The organism is Mycobacterium sp., assembly GCF_052143115.1.
In the GTDB taxonomy this organism is placed as follows: Bacteria; Actinomycetota; Actinomycetes; order Mycobacteriales; family Mycobacteriaceae; genus Mycobacterium.
This window is the reverse complement of record NZ_JBKQTQ010000047.1, coordinates 1-20,494: the sequence shown is the minus strand read 5'-3', so window position 1 is coordinate 20,494 and position 20,494 is coordinate 1. Positions and strand designations below refer to the sequence as shown.

Genomic DNA, 20,494 nt, shown 5'->3' with positions numbered 1-20,494 from the left:
GTAGGTGATCTTCAGGTAATCCAGCGGTCGCCCGATGTACATCCAGTGGAGCAGAAGCCATTTGTCCATCGTGAGGAAGCCGTAGACGCCCAGCCACGCCGGCCAGTTACGGATCACCGAATTGGGCAGTACTACCGTCATCAGGAAGGGGACCAGCATCATCGAGTAGTAGCCCTGGGCCAGTGACAGCACCAGCCACGACCACAGCAACAGCACGCCCGACGATGTGGTGAACCAGAACAGCGGGTCACGGGTCCGGTAGTAGCGGTACAGCAGCCACAAGCTGCCGATGGCCAGCAGTGTGAACAGGATCCGCAGAAACAGGATCAACCAGAACGGCAGTCCGAAGTAGACGCCGTTGCCTTCGATCGAGCTGTTGAAGTAGTCGCGAACGCCCAGCGTGTAAGGCAGCGTGCGGGTGAAGAAGTCCATCGGATGCACGACCAGGGGCAGCGCGGCCAGATTGAATGCCACCGGGACCACCAGGGCAGCCAGTACTGCACGCCACTGACGGTTGAGCAACGGCAGCAGAAGCAGCGGCAACAGCACCGGTTTGACCACCGTCGCCAGACCGATCGCGATGCCGGCCCACCACTGATGTGTGACATTGCCGGATTTGGAGCCGTCCAGCAGCCACCGGAGAAAGAGCACCTCGAGCAGCAGGATGACACCGTTGATGTTGGTGAAAACCAATGTGCTGGTGACGGATTCGGTGCAGAACATCGCCAGCAGCAACGCCGGGGCCGCCACCGAAGTCAGGGTGAAGTTGAACATCCGCAGCAGCACGTACGCCGCGAGGACAATCGCGGCGCTGTTGATCGCGACGAACAAGTAGCGCGACTCAGCGAACGGCAGATAACCGAAGGGCGCCATGATCAGCGTGCCGCCCGGCGGATACAGGTAGTGCGGGTCGACGTAGTCGAAATGCTCGTTGTAGAACTCCAAGCCGTGCCTGAAGTTCGACAGTGCGCGGTAGACCGGCTTGAAGTCGTCGGTGATGTTGCCGTTGGCGGGCAACACGATGGTGCGGTGAATGACCGCCATGATTGCCAATGGCCAGAGAACCGAGCGCAGCACGGTGGCGGTGCCAGGTGGTGCGGCGCGGGGACCAAAGGTGGCCTGCGCCCAGTCGCGCAGGCTGCCACGAGGGGAGTCAACTGCCGTCACGAGCGCACCGTACACGGGCGAACGGCCGAGGGGTCAGGCGGGACAGTAGGTGTCGGTGGAAGGCAACTTTCCGCTGTCGAGGTAGCCAATCAGCGGCGGGACCGTGCACGACGAATAGATGCTGGCGCCGTGGCCGATGCCCTCCCACATCACCCGCTTACTAGCGGCCGTGGCGTTGATGATCAGGGCGGCGGTGGCAGAGACGCCTTCTGATCCGACGATCGGGTCGTTCTGCACGCCCATCAGAAGCACGTTGAGCTTGAGCACCTTCGGTGGTTGCGGCGTCGAGGCGCTTGGCCACGCGACGCATTTGACCAGATTCAGCGCACCGACCGTGCCGAACTGGGGGTAGAGCTTGGCCCAGGCAACCACGAGTTCGCGTACCCGGTCGGGTGTGGGGCGATTGAGCGCGTCACTGCACGAATTGACGAACTGCCCGTCGGTACCGGTGGCTCCCTCTGCCCGGTTGATCAGGCTCGTCAGCAAGTTCGTGTCGCCGGAGCGGGCGTTTGCCAGTGCGGTAGCCAAGTCGTTGGTAGTGCCGATGCGGTCACCGGTGGGGAAGCCCAGCGCGGTGGTGATGGCGCTGGCGAGGGTGGCTACCGAGGCACCCGCGGGGCCGTGGCCGGTCCGGGCGTCATCCAGCAGCGAACTGACCGCGGCCTTGGGATCGGGACCCAACGGGCAATTCACCGCGGCGCACTGTGCGGCAAATGCATCCAGCGCCGCCTGCTGGCCTTCGACGCGCTGCTCGGCGGCGGCTTCGGCGCCCACGCCCAACGCGACCGGGGAGTCGAGGACCAGCCTGGCCACCCGGTCGGGATGCGAACTCGCGTATGACAGCGCCACCTGGGCGCCGTTGCCGATACCGATCAGCGCCAATGCGGACACGTCCCAGGTGCTGCGCAGCCGTTCGATATCGGTGGCGGCGTGGGCGTCGTCGTAGGCGGAGTCGCCGGGCGCGATGGTATCGGTGCAGCTGGTGGTGGCGTTCTGCACGATGTCCGCGAGGTTGGCGACCGGGTCGTTGCCGGACTCGAACTGCGACTGGTCGCGTATCTCCTGGCGGTCGAACTGATCGAGGCAGTCCACCGGGGTCGACATGCCCATACCGCGGCGGTCGACGGCGACGATGGGGTGGCTGCGCAGCACATCAGCGCCGGCGCGCGCCAGCCATACCGGCAGTTGCAGCGACGACGGCAGGTCCGAGCCGGTGGTGAAGACCAGTGGGCCGGCGTCGGCCGGAGTCTGGGCCGAGCGTGCGCGCACCACACCGATGCTCAGCGTCCCGGCTGCGCCGTTAGCGGGGTCGAGATCGGCGTCATAACTTGCGCAATCCAGCTTGACGCCGGGTGCGGCGGGGACGGCGGCATCCCCGAACTCCTTGGACGTGCAGTCACGCCACGACAAGTCGTTCTTGGGCGCGGCGATCGGCGGCGGACCATTGGGCGGCTTCGTCGTAGTGGCCTTTCCCTGCGGCCGCGCGCCCGAATTGGTGCCAAAGCGCGGGTTGGCGGCCAATCCCGGCGCGCAGCCGGCCAGCAACCCAGTCACCACGATCAACGAAGTGGCGATTGCGGCGTGCCGGCTCATGCCGACCACAGTAGCCATTCCAGCCCGATACTCAGGCTTAGGTTCGATTGCCTGACTCCTTCTCAGGCCGATTCCCGGCCCGCATCGTCGTCAGGCCTTGACATAGCGGGTGTACAGGTAGCCGTCGTCGTCGGTGAGGATGTGCGCAGGGCGCATCCCGGTCAGCACCTGCCCCGGACCGGCGGCGATGCGGCCGCCCTGGCCGCCCACCAGGCTCGGCGCGATCGTCAGACACAGTTCGTCGAGCATGTCGCTCTCGACGAACGAGCCGAACAACATCGGGCCGCCTTCGGTCAATACCCGGTACAAGCCGCGGTCGGCCAGTGTCGCCAGCACCGCGGCTTCGTCGACACGAGCCGGGTCGTCGACCGAGCAGTCGACCACGTCTGCGAGGCCGGCGAGCCCGCGGCGCGTCTGGTTGGTCGCCGTCCCGCAGGTCAACACCAGCGGTGGCACCTCGGTGCGGGTGAACACCGGCATATCCCGGTCCACCCGACCGGATCTGGTAACGATCGCCAGCCGCGGCACTTCGCTTTGCCCGCAGGCCTGGCGACGTTGGCGCTGAGCGACGCTCGGGCGTGCGCCCGAGTAGCCCTCGGCCCGCACCGTGCCCGCGCCGACCAGAATCACGTCCGCGAGCTCGCGCAGAAGGTTGAACACCGCACGATCGCCGGGCCCGCCGAGGCGGCCGCTCACGCCGCCGACGGTGGCGCCGCCGTCGAGGCTGGTGATGAAGTTCGCGCGAAGCCAAATCCTGTTCAGGTCCGCGGGGTAACCGTAGAGCTCGGGCAGTTCGCCGCCGTCGAGTTCACGGACCGAGCCCAGCAGTCTCAGCTGCATCCCGCCGGCTTGTTCGGCAGCAAGGTCAGGCATGCGCATGATCAGGAGACCGTAGCGCGCAGACCCCGGACTTTAGTACTGGGGTTAGCGCGGCAAGTTGTGCCTGTGGACGCTCCCCGTGCCGCGTAGCCGTGAATGTCGGTGCTAACTGTTAGGTTGCAGCGCATGAAGGCCGGTAGGCGGTTTCGAGCCGAGCCCGGCGACCTGCTCGATCAGGTGTTCACCACGCCCGCCGAGCGGCGGCGCGTATTGCGGTTGCAACGCAAACTTTCCCGCGCCAACAAGGGTTCGGCCAACCGTAATAAGACCCGGGTAGCCCTTGCCAATTTGCGGGCTCGTGAGCGGCGCCGCCGCCAAGACTTCTGCGTCAAGACCACACGAGAGTTGGCGCACAACAACGCTCTGGTGGTCCTGGAGAAGCTGGCGGTGCGCACCATGACGCGTCGCGCAGCGCCTGTTGCGGACCCAGCCAGGCCGGGCCAATACTTAGCCAACGGCGGGTCAGCCAAATCGGGGTTGAACCGCGCCATACTGGCGAAGGGGTGGTTTCGCTTCGAGTTGGCGTTGAAGTCTGCGGCCCGTTACAGCGGGACGCGGGTAGTGAAGGTTCCGCCAGCGTTTACCTCAATACGCTGCTCGGCGTGTCGGCATGTGGACCCGAAATCCCGTGAGAGTCAAGCGGTTTTCCGGTGCATTCACTGCTTACGGCCAGCCGAACACGCGGATGTCAACGCTGCGAGAAACATTCTGGCCGCCGGGTGGTTGGCGGTGTCAGCCTGTGGAGACGACCCGTAGCCTGCGGGCTACGGGAAATCCTCGAAGCAGGAACCAGCAGGAAACCGCGAGGGATTACTGCACCAACCCAAGACTAGGGTTGGAATCCGGCGGGTTCATCCGTCCGGAGGACGTCAATTCAGCACGTCGGTAGGGTGCCAGCATGAACGGCCCCACCCCCGCGGATGCCACCGGCGGGGTCGCTCATCTGGTCGATCGGCGGCCCACTGTGTCGCCCGAGCGGCTGATCGCCCAGCTGACGCCGCCCCCGACCTTTGCCGAGGCGAGCTTCGGGAGCTATCACCCTGACCCCGCCGAGCCGACGCAGTCCGCCGCCGTGGCGGCGTGCCAACAGTTCTGCCGGCAGGCCGTCGAGCGCCGCGCCGGCCGCAAGAAGCTCTTCGGCAGGCGCGAGGTTGTGCCGGGCATCGGGCTGTACCTCGACGGTGGTTTCGGTGTCGGCAAGACGCACCTGCTGGCCGCTGCCTACCGTCAGCTGCCCGACGATGCGGCCCACCCGAAGGCGTTCGCGACGTTCATGGAACTGACCCAGCTCGCCGGGGTGTTCGGCTTCGCCGAATGCATTGACCTGCTAGGGCATTACACGCTGTTGTGTATCGACGAGTTCGAGCTGGACGAACCCGGAAATACCACGCTGGTATCACGGCTGCTCTCCCAACTTGTCGAGCGCGGTGTGTCGATGGCCGCCACGTCCAACACGCTGCCCGAGCAGCTAGGGGAGGGGCGTTTCGCAGCGCAGGACTTCCTGCGTGAAATCAACACGCTGGCAGCAATTTTCGCCGTCGTCCGGATTGAGGGGCCTGACTACCGGCACCGCGACTTGCCGCCTGCACCCCAGCCGCCAACTGACGAGCAAGTCGCCGCCCGCGCCGCGACGGTTGCGGGCGCGACCCTCGACGACTTCGACGCACTCTGCGCCCATCTGGCCACCATGCATCCGTCGCGCTATCTGACGTTGATCGAAGGCGTGACGGCGCTGTTCCTGACCGGCGTGCACGCCATCGAAGACCAGAACGCGGCACTGCGGGTGGTGGCGCTGACCGACCGGCTCTACGACGCCGGCATCCCGGTGCTGGCGTCGGGCGAGAAGCTGGACCGCATCTTCAGCGACGAGATGCTGGAAGGTGGCTTCCGGAAGAAGTACCTGCGGGCCACGTCGAGGCTGCTGGCGCTGACTGCGGCTGTCAACGCCTAGGCAAGTTGCGTCACCGGCCGCCGCCTCCGCCGCCACCGCCGCCGCCGCCAAATCCGCCACCGCCGCCGCCGACGCCGCCGCCGCCAAATCCGCCCCCGCCGATACCGCCGCCGCCAAATCCGCCCCCGCCGGGTGCGCCGCCGGGCCCACCGGGTCCGCCTCCGCCTGGTCCACCCGGTCCGCCGGGTCCGCCGGGACCGCCGCCTGGTCCACCAGGTCCACCAGGGTGGTCACCACCGCCGGGTCCACCAGGTCCACCGGGGAGGACAGGGCCGGCGGGGTTGCCAGGGCTCCCCGGCCCGCCATGGTGACCAAGATGATGTCCCGGTATGCCGGGTGCAGGCAGTGGCAAAACCGGGTTGTCGTGGCAGCGATTCCAGTCCGAATTCGCACCCCATGCCGGATCCCAAGAATCGCCCGGGCACCACCGTGGGAACGGCCCAGGCTGAGCCTGAGCCTCGTTGGCCGCTACCAAGCCGACCCATGCCAAACCCGCGACCATTACCGCGGTTGCTGCTGCAGAACGCGAAAACCCTTCATGCCTCCTTATTACTTAGGCTAACTGTGTATAGACATCAGAGTTGCCGCCAGGACGCTGTGCGCTCAGCTGATTAGCCCGCGCCAAACGGCCGCACCATGACGTAGTCGTTCTCATCATGGGTGCCCAATTGAAATGTCCTGGTGCCGTTGACGGTAAAGCCGCATTTCTTGTAAAAACGTTGTGCGCGAATGTTTTTCTGATTGACGCCCAGCCATACGCCGCCGGCGCCCCAGTCGGCGGCGGCCGCGAGCGCGGCGTCCATCAGTGCCGTCGATACGCCCGAGCCGTGATTGTCCGGCAGCACGTACATCTTCGAGAGCTCCACGGCCGGTCGAGCCCGCACGGCTCGCTGCACGTCGGGATCGTCGGCGACGCCGCGAATCAACATGGCGTAACCGACAATTCGGCTGTCCTGACTGGCGGTGAGGATCAACCGCTGCGGATCGGACAGATACTCGGCGAAGCGTACGGCGGACAGGTTGGCATCAACGAACGCCGCGACGTTCGCGTGCGTAACCGATGGGGGACACGCCAGCGGAAAGGTGCGTGCGGCGACCGTAGCCAACTCGGCGATGTCGACGGAATCTGCCGTGGCGATGCGCACCGCCAAAAGCGGTTCCGCGGCTATAGGTTCCACTGCGCCAAGTGATAGCCCGTCTTCTTGTCCAGCAGCACGACGGTGGAGACCGGATCGCGGTATGCCTCCCAGTACACGCCGCCGCGGACGATCGAGCCCGTCGGTACGTTGGCCAGCGCGTCGGGTGCGTCGGACGGGCGCGACTTGTAGGCGTCGCCGATTGGGGTGACTCCGTCGAAGGTGAAGTCAGTGAGCATCTGGTACGGGGTCGGCACCCTGATCGCGTGGATCGCCACGTCCGCACGCATCACCGCGCTGTTCGGGAAGCTCTTGACCGGGATGCCCACGCGGTTGTAGCCGAACCCCGGCGGCGGGTCGACCGGTTGGACGCTGCTGACCGTGGCGTCGGCGATGTATTTTCCCGTGTCGACTCGCAACGTGTCACCGAGGTGGCCGATCGGAACGTCGCCGGCCGATGCGCGCGGTAGCCCGACCAGGGTGGCGGCGATGACGGTGACCAAGGCAACCAAGCAGCGGCGCATCTTTCTCCTCTGGGCCGGCCTCTATGACTCTCGCATGATGGCACACCGCGACGGCTAGGTCGCCTGTTTCTTACCGGCCACCAGAGATTCCAGCACGGCAGTCAGATTGGTCTCGACGCGGTCCTTGTCGATGCCCGCCCGGTGCAGGGGACCGCTGCCGTCTTCCAGTTCGAGCAGCGCGAGCAGCAGATGCTCGGTGCCGATGTAGTTGTGGCCCAAGCGAAGTGCCTCGCGGAAGGTCAGCTCGAGCACTTTGCGGGCCAGACCGCTGAATGGGATCAGCTGCGGCGGGTTGTCGACGCCCGATGGCAGCGTGATTGCTGCACGAACAGATTCGGGGTCGACCTGCTGCGCGGTCAGCAGTTTGGTAGCCAGCGCGTCCGGATCGCTCAGCAGACCCAGCAATAGGTGGTCGGGAGTGATCTCGCCGTTGTGAGCCTCGTGCGCGGCGTTTTGCGCGGCGACGACGACGTTGCGGGCCCGCGGGGTGAAGCGGTCGAATCCTTGATTGGGGTCGAGTGAAGTGGCCTCGGCCCGCAACACGAACCGCTTCTGCGCGGCTTGCTTGGTGACGCCCATGCTCTTGCCGATGTCGGTCCAGGAGGCTCCCGATCGGCGGGCCTGATCGACGAAGTGTCCGATCAGGTGGTCGGCGACCTCGCCGAGGTGTTCGGCGGCCAAGACGGCGTCGGTGAGCTGGTCCAGCACGTCGGTGTGCACCTGTTTGATCGCATTGATCAGCTCGTCGAGTCGGATGGGATGGATGATTGCTGTCGGCCCAGGAGCGGAGTCTGTCACATCGTCAACGTTAGGTTGACGGCGGCTACTCGTCAACTATGGGTTGACGCTGGTCCGGAGAGCTCAGCCCTTCGAGTAGCCGCGGCGCACGGTCCGATCCAAGATGCCCAGCGTGGCCCGCAGTGCGAGTTCGGAAATCACCGGAAAAATTCCGGCCTCGCGCCACTGGTCGTCAATCTGGGACCAATCGTAGAACGATGTGACGAGCGTGCCCTCACCATGCTCATCGGGTTCGAGGCGGTAGCCGTACACGTGGCCGATCTGAGGCCGGATCTGCCCCAGAACCGTCCACGAGATCAGCCGGTCGGGTTCGAAGTCGCGAATACTGACGGTGACGTCGTACTTGCCCAGTTCCGGAAAGTCGTTGAGCGAGTCACGGTCCATATGAACGACGAAGCTGTCGCCCGCGGCGGCGACGGCGCCGCCCTCGGCGTCCTGCAACATTCCGGATGAGTCGATGGCGACATGACCCTGCGGATCGCAGAGCACGGCGAAGATGTCGGTTGGGGGAGCGGCGATTTTACGTTGGACTTCGATTTTCTCGGCCACGGTTCTGATCTTGGCAGGATGACTGCCGCTATGTGGCGTTTCTCGGGTCCGCGGGGCAGATACCACAGCCGCGCCGACGTGAGCGATGATGGAGCGATGAGACGCGTCCTGATGCTGTTCAGCATCGCTGCCGCACTGGGTGTGGGCGTGCCGGCGCACGCCGACCCGGGCAGCCCTGATCCGGGTGTTGACGCGAGCTTCCTGGACGCGCTCACCAAGGCCGGCATCACCTTTAACAACGGACCCGGCGCTGTCAACGCCGGCAAGACCGCATGCGGGCTGATGGGACAGGGGCAGCCGGAACTCGACGTCATCCAGCACGTGACCGAGCAGAACCCCGGAATCAGCACCACCAGCGCCGCGAAGTTCACCGCGATCGCGGCCAGCGCCTACTGCCCGCAATTCCTGCAACGCGCCAGCGACAACGGCGGGGCCACTACCGAGCCCCCACCGAACCGAGTGGGCATATCGGGCGGACGGCGCGAGTAGCGGCGTTGCCGCACAACCACTTACAGCGACGGCAGGATGTCGACCAGGAAGTTGCGGTTCTCGTATCACCAGTGTCGGCGGCGAGGCGCTTGTAATCTCCATCCATGATCCGCGCGAGACGGCCAGTTATCGTCTCTATTGCCTTCGCTCTTGGCACGCTCGTCGGATGCACCCCCAGCTATACGGCCCCCGCCGTATTCACGGTCACCAATGATGCGGTCGCCAAGGTGGTCGAGCAAGTGATCGCCGCCGACAAAGAGGCGAGGCAGCTGGATGGTCCTATCAGCGTGCACTGCGACAACGCGAAGAGCTGTCAGATTGCCTACACCATCGGCGAGCCGTTAGGGGGCACGAGCGGCTTGGATGACGTTGAGATGATCGAGCCCACCCGCCAGATATGGAAGACACTGTTCGCGGACCCTGAGTTTCAGTCGGGCACGATCGTCGTCAGCGGCCCGATGACATCGGTGGGTGGTACGAGTTCGACGGGCGTTTACTACATGCTTACGTGTGATCGTCGGGCGGCGGCGGAGATCGACTGGGACAAGGTGGACGGGCAAGGACTGCGCGCCGTATGCAGGTATTCGCCGGAGCTCAAGGGGCTGCCTGGGACGCCTGCCTCCTAGTGTCCGGTTTTCCGCGGGCGTCGTTGTTGATCGTGACACCAACGCATGACCATCGTTGTTTGAGGTGACATCGACAGGCGTACGCACCCCTTCGACTATTGACCTTGTCCGGGCGAATGCTGAGCAGTTAAGGGAGCGCATTCATGCCAAGCGAGCATTACGGCGATTACCAGATGGAGATCTATCTGGACGGGCTGCACGGGAAGCTTCCGCGGTTTCCGGTCGATCATGAGTCGCTGGAGGCTGCGGCGGTCGAGGTGTTGCCCTCGTGGATCTATTCCTACGTTGGGTACGGTGCGGGTGACGGGCGCACCCAGCAGGCCAATGTCGATGCCTTCGGACGGTATGCGATCGTGCCGCGCATGCTGGTGGCTCCGACTGAACGAGACCTGTCGGTGTCGCTGTTTGACATGCAGCTGCCTACTCCGCTGTTTATGCCGCCGGTGGGTGTCGTCGGCGTGTGCTCGCAGGACCTGCATGGCGACATCGCGGCGGCTAAAGCGTCTGCGATAACTGGAGTTCCGATGGTGGCGTCGACGTTGACGCAGGACCGGATGGAAGATGTCCGCCCGCACTCCGGTGCGACCCCGAACCTCTTTCAGCTCTACACCGCCAACGATAAGGAGCTGGCGCGTAGCTTCTTGCGCCGCGCCGAGCAGTCCGGCTATAAGGCCGTCGCGGTTACCTTGGACACCTGGATCACTGGCTGGCGACCGCACGATCTGAACATGGCGAATTTCCCCCAATTGCGCGGCTATTGCCTGCAGAACTACTTCACTGATGAGGTCTTTCGGGCGCGGTTATCCAAGATGCCGGAGGAAGATCCCGGGGCGGCCGCCCTGGAGTGGGCGAAGGTCTTTGGTCATCCCGTGCGGTGGGAGGATTTGGGCTGGCTGCGCGAATCGACGAAGTTGCCGATACTGCTGAAGGGCATCCTGCACCCCGACGATGTGCGTAAGGCTCGCGATCACGGTATCGACGGCATCTACTGCTCGAATCACGGGGGCCGCCAGGCCAATGGTGGACTTCCGGCTCTCGAAGCTCTGCCGGCGGTGGTGAAAGCGGCTGATGGCATGCCGGTGCTGTTCGATTCAGGGGTGCGCAGTGGTTCGGATGTCGCCAAGGCGTTGGCGTTGGGCGCAACCGCGGTGGGCATCGGCCGCACCTACCTCTACGCCCTGGCTATCGGTGGAGTTGACGGTCTGGTGTCCCAATTGCGTTCAGTACTAGCAGAACTGGACCTCCTCATGGCCGTCGACGGCTTCCCCAGCATTGCCGACCTCCGGGCCGCCGGCGCACAACGGATTTGATCGGGCGCGCGCCGAGCCCGGCGCCTTAGCCTGCTGTGCCGCGCCCGGTGCCCGGCGTCGGCAGGTCGCAAGCCGAGCCGAATTATTTCGCCGTGCGACTTTCCGCCATCGTGAAATGGGTCACGATCAGCCCGGATCGGGCAGCCTTTCTATCGCTCATGTGTTGGTAGGCGGTGACGGCCACTAAATCGGACGGCGACCTCGAGAGCTAGCGAGGCTGAAATGCGGCAGACCACTATCAGCGGACACCACGATGCGCGCTACCACGCAAAGACCATGATTTCTCTCTTCGCCGCAGCGGGTGCGTTGACTGCCGCGTTCACGTTCGCCGCGCCCGGGCAGGCGGCTTCCGTCGATTCCCGTTTGGACGTGTGCGCGGCACTGCGGAATGGGACGAGCCTCGCCTCCATCGAAGCGTCCCTTGAGGCCCGCGGCTACAGCGCAACAAATGCCGGCGTCCTGACCGGGACCACCATTCGCCAGCAGTGCCCGGATCAGACCGCCAACGCGATGGCGCAAGCGCACAGGGCAGGCGCATAAAAGCCCAAGAGTGCCGGCACGCGCTAGAGGTCCAGTTCTCGGTGCTGGGGCGCGATGACGTTGGTCAGGTAGTCGATAGCGGGCTGTATTGGGTAGGTGTAGTGGTCGGCGTTGCCCTGGGCGCCAAGGAATTCAAAGCCGTTGACGATTTCCTCCACAGTGCCAATCGGTACCGCCAGGTCCGCGGCAACGGCGACCACGTCCAGCACGGTGGCCTGTTGGACAACATTGTAGATGGACGTGCCCACTTTCCCTGGTGGCGCTTCTGCGGTCCACGGATTAGTCCCCACGGGACAGTTGGCGTATAAATCTGTTGCGCCATGGTCGCTGGTAGTGGTGTTGACGAAGTCCAGCCACCAGCTCGGGGTTTGCGCCGCGGTGAGGCAGTCCGGCCCTGAAATGCCGCCGGTCACAAAGCCGTCGATCTTGCCCGGCATAGGCCAGCCGGCCCATGCGTTCCCATTCGCGATTCCCGGTGACCTGCAGGGGTTTCCGAACGTGATGCCACCTGCGACCCGGTTCTGCAGGTTGTTCGGGATGATGAAGTTGCGCAGAAAGTGACTGGCGCAGATCGCCCCTTGGCTGTAGCCGAACGGGAACAGCGGGTTATTCGGGTAGACCTTCGTTGCGAGACGGACACCTTCGTTGTAACCCTCGTCGACGCTCGGCCCCATGGGATAGAGTTGGGCTGGCCAATTTCCGATCGGCTGGAAATAGAAGATGTTCGGAAGGGCTTTCGCCACAACGGATGCTACCGATGCGGGTTGGGGCGGCGTGGTGTTCCACATGTCTGAGCCGGTTCCCTGCCAGCACAGCAGTATTATCGGCAGCTCACCTGAAAAGCTACGGTCGTGCCGGCGACGCGTTCGGCGACGTTGTCTGTGAGTGTCCGACATTTGCTCTCTTCCTTGGTTAGTGACCTCGGCGGGATGCGCGAGCACCTCGGCGACCGTCTGCTTTACCAGCGGCACGCCGTACCGCCATTCTTTCGGAGGAACGACTGGGAATTCGGCACAATGACGGGATCGGCAAGCAGATTGGTGACGCGACGTCCGACAAGCCCGATGTGGACTTCTCGATCACTCCGCACGACAATTTCGCCGGCCGCGGGCGGGTACGGTCCGGCGTCGCGAGTGGCAGTGCAGTCGCCGGAACCCATGACGACGGAACAGGTCCGTCGACGGCCGTCTATACGGCGGGAGACACTGGTGGGGGTTGCTCGCCCCTGCCGGTGTTGCTGGCGCGTTGCAAAAATTGCGGACAGTAAGCGCTCGCCGCGATCGCGGTGAACTGAGCGGCCCTGGTCATGTTCAAGCCCGGATTCTGCCTTGTCACGTGCTGGATGACGTCAAGTTCTGGCTGCCCTTGCTCCATCATCCCGCATGCCGCCTTACCGTCCTTGACGGCGCCTGACCGGCTTATGACGGTGATGCCCGCCTTGGTGAGCGCATCGAGAAAGCTCGCATCAAGGTTCGGATCAGAGCTGCCCGGGTCGGCATGCGCAGGCTGGGCCATGCCCAGTGCGGCGGCCACGCCTAGCATCGCCAGGGGACGTCTCATCGAACCATCATCGCGCACGTCGGCGCCCTTGTCGCGGTCGTCGGCGTGGTCTCCGTGGTCGGACCACGACCGGCTTCTATTTCGGCTCAAAAGGCGGTGGAGATATCTAGGACGTGCCGGCCATAGCCTTGAATCCATGACGGACATCGAAGAAACACCAGCCCTAAAGGAATTCCGCCGCAGCCTCTTCGGAAACAGCGCGCCCGGCGAGACAATGCCAGCGGCTTACGTGCTGCAACTGCGCCGCCTCACCAACAGCGCAGAGGCAACACTCGGCATCAAGCACAGCTCGACCGTCCGCACCGCGTTCTGGGTGAGCGGTCGAGTTCTCGGTCAGTTGACCTGCACCGGGGTTAACGATTCCGATGCCGAGGTCAAGGGCTGGGTGCTTCGCTTAGACCATATCGGCCACATCGACGTCGAAGTAAAGATCGAATGCGATGAGCCCCTTCAAGACGTGGGCAGGTCGGGCCGCGTCCTGAAGGTCGACGGAAACCCGTTCCTGAGCGCGGCACCGGGCACCGCGGATCTCGGCAAGCTCGCGGAGATCGAGGCTTTCATCGATGCGGTGCTAGCCGCACACGCGGCTGCTTAGTAGTTCCGGGCGCCATCGAGAGAGGCCGGCGAGGACGCCGAAGAGTTCGAAGAGATTGTGATGTGAACTGTCCCGGACAGTCACTTGAGACCTCCCGCCCGTCGCCGGGTTCTGCCGCGAGCTTTCCTCGGCGATGGGCGGGTTGGCGGCACCGGCCCATTCGCGGACGGACCGGTGCCGAACTAACAGAAACGGATGCGGACACCAGTAGAGACCTGGTGCTGCGGGCGTGGGCTTACCTTTCGGCCCGCGGCTGACGCCCGCAGCTGGGACGTCGGCCGCCCGCCGGTGGAATAACGAGCACCGGCGCGGCGGCCGATCGTGAACAGCGAACGGAGTTGAGCATGGACTACGACGCGGCGCAGCAGCATCGGTTAGCCACGATGCTCACCCGGCAGACCCTCGGGGCGCGGGCAGCAACTCCATTCGCGGGCCACACGCTGTCGTACGTGCCGGTTACCATCGGCCCGATGATTGTTTTGGTTGTGCAATCTAAACTGAACAACGGGCCATGTAAGAGGAGCGGCAACAGAAATGGCGGACGACTCCAGCTCGTTGAGCTTGCTCAGGCGACACCCCTTTTGGCGGTTCCTGATAGGTCCGGCTGGCGCTGCTGGCTCGGTGTGGGGGAAACGGCTAGGCGAGGGCCGTCCACTTCTGGGTCATATCGTTTTCATCCTCGGCCTAGTGCTTATCGCGATCGGTCACGGCTGGGCCATCAACTGGGCCTACGTTCGTCTTGCCGGTCATCATCGGCATCATCAGTAAACGCAAGTAGCACGGACACCAGCACATCGTGTTAGACGCCTATGCCTGAAGATGCGTTGTCATGGCTGGCTGGTCGGCCGCGGGCGGTCCAGACCGCGTTGTTGGCTAATCCGAGCGGCGACTTGCCGCCGGACATCATCACTCGGATGCCGAGCCTTGTCGTTAAGACGTACAGGGCGAGCAATCCAGACGACCGGCCGTTGGGAACAGCACCCGCAGTACGCGACTGCCGTGGGAGGGTCGGGCGCGGCTCGACAGCTGGTGGAATGGTCTGCCACCAGCCACCCGTGACGCTTTGGTGGACCACCGTGACGGGCTGGTGCCCAACGAGCACCGCGCGGGACTCAAGTTGCGCGAGGACGCGCAGTGAGTAAGCCGTCGTCACGCAGCAGAACGCCCCGCCCTAAGCCGGAGCACCGAATTGCTGATTCGGGAATGGATTCGCGGCCAAGGGATCCGGTCCGAACCGGTTCGGACCGGTACCTTCGGTGATGTACCAGATCAAGAGAATGATGGAGCCGATCAGCGGGATAAGGCCGATCAGAATCCACCAGCCCGTGCGGTCAAGATCATGCAGGCGCCGAACGCCGACGGCGACGCTGGGAATGAAGGTGACGAGAGCGAAAAGTCCGCTAACGAACTGTGTGTTCAGCGTCAAGTCGATGATGCCCGCCACGGCGCCGGCGATGATGGTGAAGAGAGTCCAATACCAGTATTCGGACCGGCAGGCCCGATCGCGGAAATTCACGTACTTGGAGAACCCGGCCGAAATCGCTTGCCCGAAGCCCATCTTATCTCCCCGCTTCAAAACCAGCCGTGAAAGCGAAACGGTACCACGGCTTCCGCTGGAAGCACCTGGCGTCGCAGGGTGCCCTAGTCTCCCCGAGGGGTGGGCCGCTCGTTGTCCATGCCACATCGCCAGACGCTGTAGTTGAGCTCTTTGCCGTGGCGCTGGCGGACCGCCGTGCTGCGGATGGCGGCCGGGCGCTGATGGTCATGCCTGGGTGAATTCTGCTATTTCGTCATCCACGCGGTCCCCTGGACGCTGGCTGAGCAGTCAGCTTCCGATCAGCTGATTGCGTTCGTCGAGCAATCCGTCGACCTGGCGACTCGACGGCTCGCCACCATGCTGGCGGATGGAACGGCGCACGGTGGTGATGAGCCGCAGCTCGGAATCGATGGTGTCTAGGTCGCGCACGCGCGGAGCGTAGATCCGCGCGGCGGCGTTAGTAGATGACCATTTTCAGGTCGGCGGGCTGCTAGCTTCGATCGATGAGTAAGGCTCTCCGCGCTGGATTCTTGATTCCCCTTGTTCTCTCATGACCGGATTTCGTGTGGGCATAACGAACATCACTGTCGCCTCCCGCCCGATGGCCGAAAGTTTGACACGGGCCGATTACCTGAATGCGCTCGCCAACCGCGTCGACTCGTTTTGGGTTGTTGACCACCTCAACGGATTGTTCCCGCGTTCATTGTGGAAGCAGAAGTATTGCGGTGCAACCAAGCTTATGCCAATCCTCGATGCGTATATGGAGCCGTGGACCATGCTCGGGCACCTCGCCGCGCGCAATCGAGTGGGTCGCATGCGTCTCGGTGTGAGTGTGACCGACACCGGTCGACGCAACCCGGCCGTTACCGCGCAGGCCGCGGCGACGCTGCACCTACTCACCCGCGGTCGGGCGATCCTGGGCATCGGCGCGGGCGAACGCGAAGGCAATGAGCCCTACGGGGTTGATTGGTCCAAACCGGTTGCGCGGTTTGAGGAGGCGATGGCTACCATCCGCGCGCTGTGGGGTTCGGGAGGCCAACTCGTCAACCGTGACTCACGGTATTTCCCGCTGCGAAACGCGCTATTTGATCTGCCGCCCTATCGCGGTAAGTGGCCCGAGATCTGGATCGGAGCCCACGGCCCGCGCATGCTGCGCGCCGCGGGCCGCTATGGCGATGGCTATTTTCCCGGCTTCCCGCACCGGCCACAGGACTACGCGCAACGGCTGGAAGTCGTTCGGGCAGCCGCCTCCGACGCCGGGCGCGACCCGATGTCCATCATTCCCGCAGCGCGTCAGCGGCTCGAGAAGGCCGAGCGATTGACTGAGGTCGCGCGGGTCGAAGCTGCGAAGCTACGGAATGGCTTTGCGACTGGCAGCCCGCCGACGCAACCCCTAGTCGACGCCCCGGCTCTCGGTTTCGACCCAGATATCTAAATGACTTGGCGCGCTGACGATTTCAGGGTTTGACCTCGGTCCTAAATCAGGGGGCCGTCAGCGCGTCAGGCGCAGCGCGGAGTGATTCTCGCAGCAGCGCCAAGCCCTAGCTCGGTGGGTCCAGCGGGTACTGTCCGTCCCGCTTCCGAGCTAAGGCCACTTGGCCCCGGCTCGGTTCTCCTGGGTTGATTGACCGAGTCGGGGCCTCACACAACAGTTTTCGAGGGCATCCGGTTCGCGTACATTCCCCTCTGCCGTGGGCCGGGCCGGATGCCTCTCACCAGCGCCAGGAATAGCGGCGAGTGTTCTACGCGGCCCCGTCATCGTGAGTAGCGCCCGGCGGTAGCGACACACAGCGCGCCAGCGCCGAGGCCCAAGCAATGCCAGCTCGACGCGGCGGCCAGCGCCAGCTCGGCGCCAGCTCCACGCAGGCCGAGGCCCATATGTCTATGGCGTAACAACCGCCGCCCGGCCCGCGCCGCGCAAGCGCCAACGAGTCGGCTGCTGTCGCCGCGAGCACCGCCGAGACCCCCGCCGGGGGAGGCCCTCCCCCCGATAGGCGGCGCACCGGCCAGGACTGCTGATTTGGAGCCGTGTTCGACCAGACCATTCGGCCCAAGCGCGGCCCGCGCCGCCGATTGGCCGCCGTGGCCGCCGTTTTCACGCGCCGCCCCGTCAGGCGTGTTGCGTACCCTGGACATTGGCTGCCGTGTTTACCCCGAGCACGGCGGCCACCAACACTTTTGAGAGGGCACCGCACCATGACGAAACGAAACACGAAGGCCCCCACAGCGGGCGATGCGCTCGTGACCGGCATCCTCGCCGATATGGCCGAGCATCACCTGGCACCGGATGCGCGCGAGTCGGCCTTACTTGAGAAGGCCCGCGCCGCCGCCGACAAAATAGAGCAGCTAGAGGCCGCCGTCGAAAAGTCTGGCCTGACTTACGTTGACCGCGGCGGTGTGACGCGGCCTAGTCCGTTGCTGGCCGAGATACGTTCGACCACATTGGTTCTGACGCGATGCGTAGCGCCGATTCAAATGGAACCGGAGAAGGTCACGAAGAACCCGAATAAGGTCAGAGCGGGCCAGGCTAGTTGGGCGGCGCGTAGCGCCCACGGCAACCTTCGCGGCGCGATTGCGAAAGGCTAGACGTGGCAAAGCTATTGAAGCCGAAACACGGCGGCGTCTATCTGCCTGGTATCCGCGACGAGATACGCGCCTGGTATGAACGCGAAGTGTTGCGCGGTGACCCGCGCGCACTGCCAGACTTCACGCCTGACTTGACCTCGGAGCAGCGCCGCCAGGCCAACGCGACCAGCCCCGTTATACGCCAGGCCCGGCGCATGGTCGACCGTATCGACGCGGGCGAAGACATCGAAACCGGGCGGCCCTCGGCGCGCGATTGGCCCGAGCTGGCGGGCGTGTCGTGGTATTCCGACCCGACCGTGAGGCGCGTTGTTGTCAGCGCAGATGACACGGTTCGACCGATTCACGACTAGTTAGCTGGCCGGGGCGTGGCCGGCAGCTTATCGCCGCAGGTCAGAGGGTCTTTCATTCGCACACCTCCGAACGTCGCGCAGCGCAGACTATCGCCTTCGCCGCGCGGGCACTGCGATGGACTGGTCGGCGTGTGCGGCGACTGGCCACCAGCCTTATGATGCCGCTGCGGTCATTGCTGCCAATCCACGATGGGGACAACACTTGCACGACTACTGTCGGGGTTCATGGCATACCAATACAGATGCGCTTCGGTTGACGGCGAGGATGTTGACCCGACCCTCTACGCATGGGCCGCCAAAGGGTGGGAGCTGGTTACCGCAACGGTCATCGTACAACCTCGGGAAACCCACTATCTCTATTTTCGAATCGAGACGAGTCAAATCGAGACGAGTCAGTAGAACCATTCTGCGGGGTCGGCGAAGTCTTTGGCGTCAACGTCGACGTCGGTGGTGGGTGCCCGGTTTCTTTGAGCGGTACGGCGGTTTCGGCTGGCACCGCCGATGGCCGAATCATCCATCGGCCATTAGTGCAGCGGACTAGCTCGCCGACTGCTAGCAGCCCCAAGGGTTTCGTCGTCCATCCGCGCGGGTTTGCTGGTCGCGGTCGCGTCGCGGCCCTCGACGCGGAAACACGTTGCGCCCGTGGCAGATTCGCGCCGAGCTGGTAGCGCCCGAGCTGGCCGACGCCGCCGAGCTGGCCGCCGGGCTGGTGGCCGCCGCCGAGCTGGCCGTCGATGCGCCGTCAACTGCGGTTCCGGCGCTGGTGTTCATGAAATAATGGGCGATGGACGGGTCGGAGCCCTGGGCCGGCCCTAAAAGAAAGAGCGCGCACTTTTGAAACGCTGTCCCCGATGCTGTGTCGAGAAGCCGCTATCGCAGTTCGTCCAGAGCAAGAACCGCGCCAACGGCGTTGCCTCATACTGCAAGTCATGCTGGCGGGAATACCGGCTGACCTACGCCGAGCCGCCCAAGGGCCCCTGCCTGGTCGAGGGATGTGGCATCTCGGCCCGTCGCCGTGGCTGCTGCAACAGGCACTACCAGCAATGGCGCAAAGGACAGCTGGTCGTCGAGGGACTCCCACCGAACGCCGCGACCGCATGCACTGTCGATGGTTGCAATGGTCCTGTCGTCGGCCGTGGTTGGTGCAACAAGCACTATCAGCGGTGGAAGAAATACGGTGACCCGCTGGGCAAGCCAGTAATCCCGGTCTTTTGCGCAGTGGAGGGATGCAATACGCCAGTAGGCAAGGGCAACTTCGTCGGCCACGGTTGGTGTAGCAAGCACTACCAGCGGTGGAAGAAACACCGTGACCCGCTCGGTGGTGGACCGGGTCCAAAGGTTCGTGTGTCGGTCGTGTCCGCTGATGGGATGAAGACCTGCACGCGATGCGAAAAAGAGCCGCCTCTAGACAGGTTCTACCGCGACCCCACCGGCCACGGCGGCTACAGGTCGATATGCAAGACGTGCATGTCCGCGCGTATGAAGACCTGGTATGCCGACAACCAAGTGAGACAGCGCGACCGCCAGCGCGTCCGATTCGCTGCGAACAATGCCACCATCCGCGAACGCGACATGGAGCGTTACCGGCGCAATCGCGATGCTCGTCTCCAGCTAGCTATCGAAGCTACGCATCGTCGTCGCGCCCGGCTGAAGGGTGCCGACCGGGCCGACAGGGGAATCAGCTATAAGGCGCTCCGTGAGCGTGACGGTTCAAAGTGCTATCACTGCGGTGCAGAGATGTCGTTCGACACCAAGAAATATGGCGAATACGAGCCGCGACGAGCAACGATTGAACATATCGTCCCAATCTCTCGCGGTGGCCTGCATATCTGGGACAACGTTGCCCTCGCTTGCTGGGAGTGCAACATCCGGCGAGGCGCACCCGGTTCTCGCACCGCCGGGAGCGACGGGGGCGACGTGTGGCCGGATGACGAGGTCGAGCCCGCCTGACGTTGGCCGCCGTGTCCCATAGCCGCTGGCAGGAATGTGTTAACCACGTTCACAGCCGACGATGGGGTCGGCGGCGTGGATCGGTACGTCCGCATCAGAGGGATGGAACCAACCGAATGGCTGGACCTGGATGAGGCCCGCGATCTGGGACGCGCCCTCGCGGTTCGCCGCACCGGTGGCGAGCCAAGCGCGGTAGGGATTAGGTGGGTGGCGCGGGTGGCGCGGGAGGCGCGGGTGGCGGTGAGCTGGCCGGTCCGGGCGCAGCCGCATTTCCATGCAGGCACTGCTGATATTCCTGAGTACCTGGGACGTTGTCATAGCCGCAGTTGCAATCATGAACTTGCGCGGGGGTGG

Annotated in this window: 24 protein-coding genes and 1 pseudogene; 13 read left to right on the top strand and 12 right to left on the bottom strand. The window is 64.4% G+C overall.

The window, feature by feature from the left end:
* The 3 genes from aftC to ACLQI9_RS04765 form a co-directional block, all read right to left on the bottom strand.
* A partial coding sequence (aftC, locus tag ACLQI9_RS04775) for an arabinofuranan 3-O-arabinosyltransferase (protein WP_442391188.1) occupies positions 1-1,182 on the bottom strand: 1,182 nt, incomplete at its 3' end.
* A gap of 18 nt (positions 1,183-1,200) precedes the next feature.
* A complete protein-coding gene (locus ACLQI9_RS04770; protein WP_442391192.1) occupies positions 1,201-2,769 on the bottom strand; it encodes an alpha/beta hydrolase in 1,569 nt (522 codons plus the stop codon).
* Positions 2,770-2,850: 81 nt separating this feature from the next.
* On the bottom strand, positions 2,851-3,633 hold the full coding sequence (locus ACLQI9_RS04765) for a pyrimidine reductase family protein (protein WP_442391190.1): 783 nt from the start codon (positions 3,631-3,633) through the stop codon (positions 2,851-2,853).
* A gap of 132 nt (positions 3,634-3,765) precedes the next feature.
* Between ACLQI9_RS04765 and ACLQI9_RS04760 the strand changes: the two genes are divergently transcribed.
* Together ACLQI9_RS04760 and zapE are read left to right on the top strand one after the other, a co-directional pair.
* Positions 3,766-4,395: an RNA-guided endonuclease InsQ/TnpB family protein gene (locus ACLQI9_RS04760; protein ID WP_442378732.1), complete on the top strand. Its 630-nt coding sequence runs from the start codon at positions 3,766-3,768 to the stop codon at positions 4,393-4,395.
* A 142-nt stretch (positions 4,396-4,537) separates the two neighbouring features.
* Complete coding sequence (gene zapE, locus ACLQI9_RS04755) at positions 4,538-5,590, top strand: cell division protein ZapE (protein ID WP_442378733.1); 1,053 nt, start codon at positions 4,538-4,540, stop codon at positions 5,588-5,590.
* A gap of 611 nt (positions 5,591-6,201) precedes the next feature.
* Here the strand turns inward: zapE and ACLQI9_RS04750 are convergent.
* The 4 genes from ACLQI9_RS04750 to ACLQI9_RS04735 all read right to left on the bottom strand — a co-directional run bounded on the left by ACLQI9_RS04750 (position 6,202) and on the right by ACLQI9_RS04735 (position 8,597).
* A complete protein-coding gene (locus tag ACLQI9_RS04750; protein ID WP_442378734.1) occupies positions 6,202-6,741 on the bottom strand; it encodes a GNAT family N-acetyltransferase in 540 nt (179 codons plus the stop codon).
* A gap of 14 nt (positions 6,742-6,755) precedes the next feature.
* The gene (locus tag ACLQI9_RS04745) at positions 6,756-7,250 is read right to left on the bottom strand and encodes a hypothetical protein (RefSeq protein WP_442378735.1); all 495 of its coding nucleotides are present in this window, start codon (positions 7,248-7,250) and stop codon (positions 6,756-6,758) included.
* Positions 7,251-7,304: 54 nt separating this feature from the next.
* Complete coding sequence (locus tag ACLQI9_RS04740; RefSeq protein ID WP_442378736.1) at positions 7,305-8,048, bottom strand: Clp protease N-terminal domain-containing protein; 744 nt, start codon at positions 8,046-8,048, stop codon at positions 7,305-7,307.
* 63 nt (positions 8,049-8,111) lie between these two features.
* Complete coding sequence (locus ACLQI9_RS04735; RefSeq protein ID WP_442378737.1) at positions 8,112-8,597, bottom strand: polyketide cyclase; 486 nt, start codon at positions 8,595-8,597, stop codon at positions 8,112-8,114.
* Positions 8,598-8,693: 96 nt separating this feature from the next.
* On the opposite strand from ACLQI9_RS04735, the gene ACLQI9_RS04730 reads away from it, so the two are divergent.
* The 4 genes from ACLQI9_RS04730 to ACLQI9_RS04715 all read left to right on the top strand — a co-directional run bounded on the left by ACLQI9_RS04730 (position 8,694) and on the right by ACLQI9_RS04715 (position 11,562).
* Positions 8,694-9,086: a DUF732 domain-containing protein gene (locus tag ACLQI9_RS04730; protein WP_442378738.1), complete on the top strand. Its 393-nt coding sequence runs from the start codon at positions 8,694-8,696 to the stop codon at positions 9,084-9,086.
* A gap of 104 nt (positions 9,087-9,190) precedes the next feature.
* Positions 9,191-9,712 (top strand): hypothetical protein, encoded by a 522-nt coding sequence (locus ACLQI9_RS04725; RefSeq protein ID WP_442378739.1) that lies wholly within the window; start codon positions 9,191-9,193, stop codon positions 9,710-9,712.
* A gap of 143 nt (positions 9,713-9,855) precedes the next feature.
* Entirely contained in the window at positions 9,856-11,022 is a 1,167-nt protein-coding gene (locus ACLQI9_RS04720) for an alpha-hydroxy-acid oxidizing protein (protein ID WP_442378740.1), read from the top strand.
* A gap of 222 nt (positions 11,023-11,244) precedes the next feature.
* Positions 11,245-11,562, top strand: coding sequence for a DUF732 domain-containing protein (locus tag ACLQI9_RS04715; RefSeq protein WP_442378741.1), 318 nt, complete (start codon positions 11,245-11,247; stop codon positions 11,560-11,562).
* A gap of 23 nt (positions 11,563-11,585) precedes the next feature.
* Here the strand turns inward: ACLQI9_RS04715 and ACLQI9_RS04710 are convergent, their stop codons facing one another.
* Positions 11,586-12,305: a hypothetical protein gene (locus ACLQI9_RS04710; protein ID WP_442378742.1), complete on the bottom strand. Its 720-nt coding sequence runs from the start codon at positions 12,303-12,305 to the stop codon at positions 11,586-11,588.
* Positions 12,306-12,750: 445 nt separating this feature from the next.
* Positions 12,751-13,122 carry a DUF732 domain-containing protein gene (locus ACLQI9_RS04705; RefSeq protein ID WP_442378743.1) on the bottom strand — a complete coding sequence of 124 codons (372 nt, stop codon included), beginning with the start codon at positions 13,120-13,122 and terminating at the stop codon, positions 12,751-12,753.
* A gap of 136 nt (positions 13,123-13,258) precedes the next feature.
* Between ACLQI9_RS04705 and ACLQI9_RS04700 the strand changes: the two genes are divergently transcribed.
* Entirely contained in the window at positions 13,259-13,717 is a 459-nt protein-coding gene (locus tag ACLQI9_RS04700) for a hypothetical protein (RefSeq protein ID WP_442378744.1), read from the top strand.
* Between the two features lie 1,171 nt (positions 13,718-14,888).
* On the opposite strand, the gene ACLQI9_RS04695 is transcribed toward ACLQI9_RS04700, so the two are convergent.
* On the bottom strand, positions 14,889-15,275 hold the full coding sequence (locus tag ACLQI9_RS04695; protein WP_442378745.1) for a DUF805 domain-containing protein: 387 nt from the start codon (positions 15,273-15,275) through the stop codon (positions 14,889-14,891).
* 267 nt (positions 15,276-15,542) lie between these two features.
* Positions 15,543-15,683 carry a hypothetical protein gene (locus tag ACLQI9_RS04690; RefSeq protein ID WP_442378746.1) on the bottom strand — a complete coding sequence of 47 codons (141 nt, stop codon included), beginning with the start codon at positions 15,681-15,683 and terminating at the stop codon, positions 15,543-15,545.
* Between the two features lie 172 nt (positions 15,684-15,855).
* Here ACLQI9_RS04690 and ACLQI9_RS04685 point away from each other — a divergent pair.
* The 3 genes and pseudogenes from ACLQI9_RS04685 to ACLQI9_RS04675 all read left to right on the top strand — a co-directional run.
* Positions 15,856-16,545: pseudogene (locus ACLQI9_RS04685) on the top strand (LLM class flavin-dependent oxidoreductase); the annotation flags it as partial.
* 905 nt (positions 16,546-17,450) lie between these two features.
* Positions 17,451-17,840 (top strand): hypothetical protein, encoded by a 390-nt coding sequence (locus ACLQI9_RS04680; RefSeq protein WP_442378747.1) that lies wholly within the window; start codon positions 17,451-17,453, stop codon positions 17,838-17,840.
* Between the two features lie 2 nt (positions 17,841-17,842).
* A complete protein-coding gene (locus ACLQI9_RS04675) occupies positions 17,843-18,190 on the top strand; it encodes a hypothetical protein (protein ID WP_442378748.1) in 348 nt (115 codons plus the stop codon).
* Between the two features lie 392 nt (positions 18,191-18,582).
* On the opposite strand, the gene ACLQI9_RS04670 is transcribed toward ACLQI9_RS04675, so the two are convergent.
* Entirely contained in the window at positions 18,583-18,708 is a 126-nt protein-coding gene (locus tag ACLQI9_RS04670) for a hypothetical protein (RefSeq protein ID WP_442378749.1), read from the bottom strand.
* Positions 18,709-18,824: 116 nt separating this feature from the next.
* Here ACLQI9_RS04670 and ACLQI9_RS04665 point away from each other — a divergent pair, with 116 nt between their 5' ends.
* The 3 genes from ACLQI9_RS04665 to ACLQI9_RS04655 form a co-directional block, all read left to right on the top strand.
* Positions 18,825-18,968 (top strand): hypothetical protein, encoded by a 144-nt coding sequence (locus tag ACLQI9_RS04665; protein ID WP_442378750.1) that lies wholly within the window; start codon positions 18,825-18,827, stop codon positions 18,966-18,968.
* Between the two features lie 590 nt (positions 18,969-19,558).
* On the top strand, positions 19,559-20,140 hold the full coding sequence (locus ACLQI9_RS04660) for an HNH endonuclease (protein ID WP_442391186.1): 582 nt from the start codon (positions 19,559-19,561) through the stop codon (positions 20,138-20,140).
* A gap of 102 nt (positions 20,141-20,242) precedes the next feature.
* Positions 20,243-20,494: hypothetical protein (locus ACLQI9_RS04655; RefSeq protein ID WP_442378752.1), on the top strand; the 252-nt coding region annotated here is incomplete at its 3' end.

What these genes read in the sequence shown, in the direction of transcription:
- ACLQI9_RS04765 (WP_442391190.1), bottom strand. Translation starts at nt 3,633, where the DNA reads ATGCCTGACCTTGCTGCCGAACAAGCCGGCGGGATGCAGCTGAGACTG.
- ACLQI9_RS04760 (WP_442378732.1), top strand. Translation starts at nt 3,766, where the DNA reads ATGAAGGCCGGTAGGCGGTTTCGAGCCGAGCCCGGCGACCTGCTCGAT.
- zapE (WP_442378733.1), top strand. Translation starts at nt 4,538, where the DNA reads ATGAACGGCCCCACCCCCGCGGATGCCACCGGCGGGGTCGCTCATCTG.
- ACLQI9_RS04745 (WP_442378735.1), bottom strand. Translation starts at nt 7,250, where the DNA reads ATGCGCCGCTGCTTGGTTGCCTTGGTCACCGTCATCGCCGCCACCCTG.
- ACLQI9_RS04730 (WP_442378738.1), top strand. Translation starts at nt 8,694, where the DNA reads ATGAGACGCGTCCTGATGCTGTTCAGCATCGCTGCCGCACTGGGTGTG.
- ACLQI9_RS04725 (WP_442378739.1), top strand. Translation starts at nt 9,191, where the DNA reads ATGATCCGCGCGAGACGGCCAGTTATCGTCTCTATTGCCTTCGCTCTT.
- ACLQI9_RS04720 (WP_442378740.1), top strand. Translation starts at nt 9,856, where the DNA reads ATGCCAAGCGAGCATTACGGCGATTACCAGATGGAGATCTATCTGGAC.
- ACLQI9_RS04715 (WP_442378741.1), top strand. Translation starts at nt 11,245, where the DNA reads ATGCGGCAGACCACTATCAGCGGACACCACGATGCGCGCTACCACGCA.
- ACLQI9_RS04705 (WP_442378743.1), bottom strand. Translation starts at nt 13,122, where the DNA reads ATGAGACGTCCCCTGGCGATGCTAGGCGTGGCCGCCGCACTGGGCATG.
- ACLQI9_RS04700 (WP_442378744.1), top strand. Translation starts at nt 13,259, where the DNA reads ATGACGGACATCGAAGAAACACCAGCCCTAAAGGAATTCCGCCGCAGC.
- ACLQI9_RS04695 (WP_442378745.1), bottom strand. Translation starts at nt 15,275, where the DNA reads ATGGGCTTCGGGCAAGCGATTTCGGCCGGGTTCTCCAAGTACGTGAAT.
- ACLQI9_RS04680 (WP_442378747.1), top strand. Translation starts at nt 17,451, where the DNA reads ATGACGAAACGAAACACGAAGGCCCCCACAGCGGGCGATGCGCTCGTG.
- ACLQI9_RS04670 (WP_442378749.1), bottom strand. Translation starts at nt 18,708, where the DNA reads ATGGATGATTCGGCCATCGGCGGTGCCAGCCGAAACCGCCGTACCGCT.
- ACLQI9_RS04660 (WP_442391186.1), top strand. Translation starts at nt 19,559, where the DNA reads ATGAAGACCTGCACGCGATGCGAAAAAGAGCCGCCTCTAGACAGGTTC.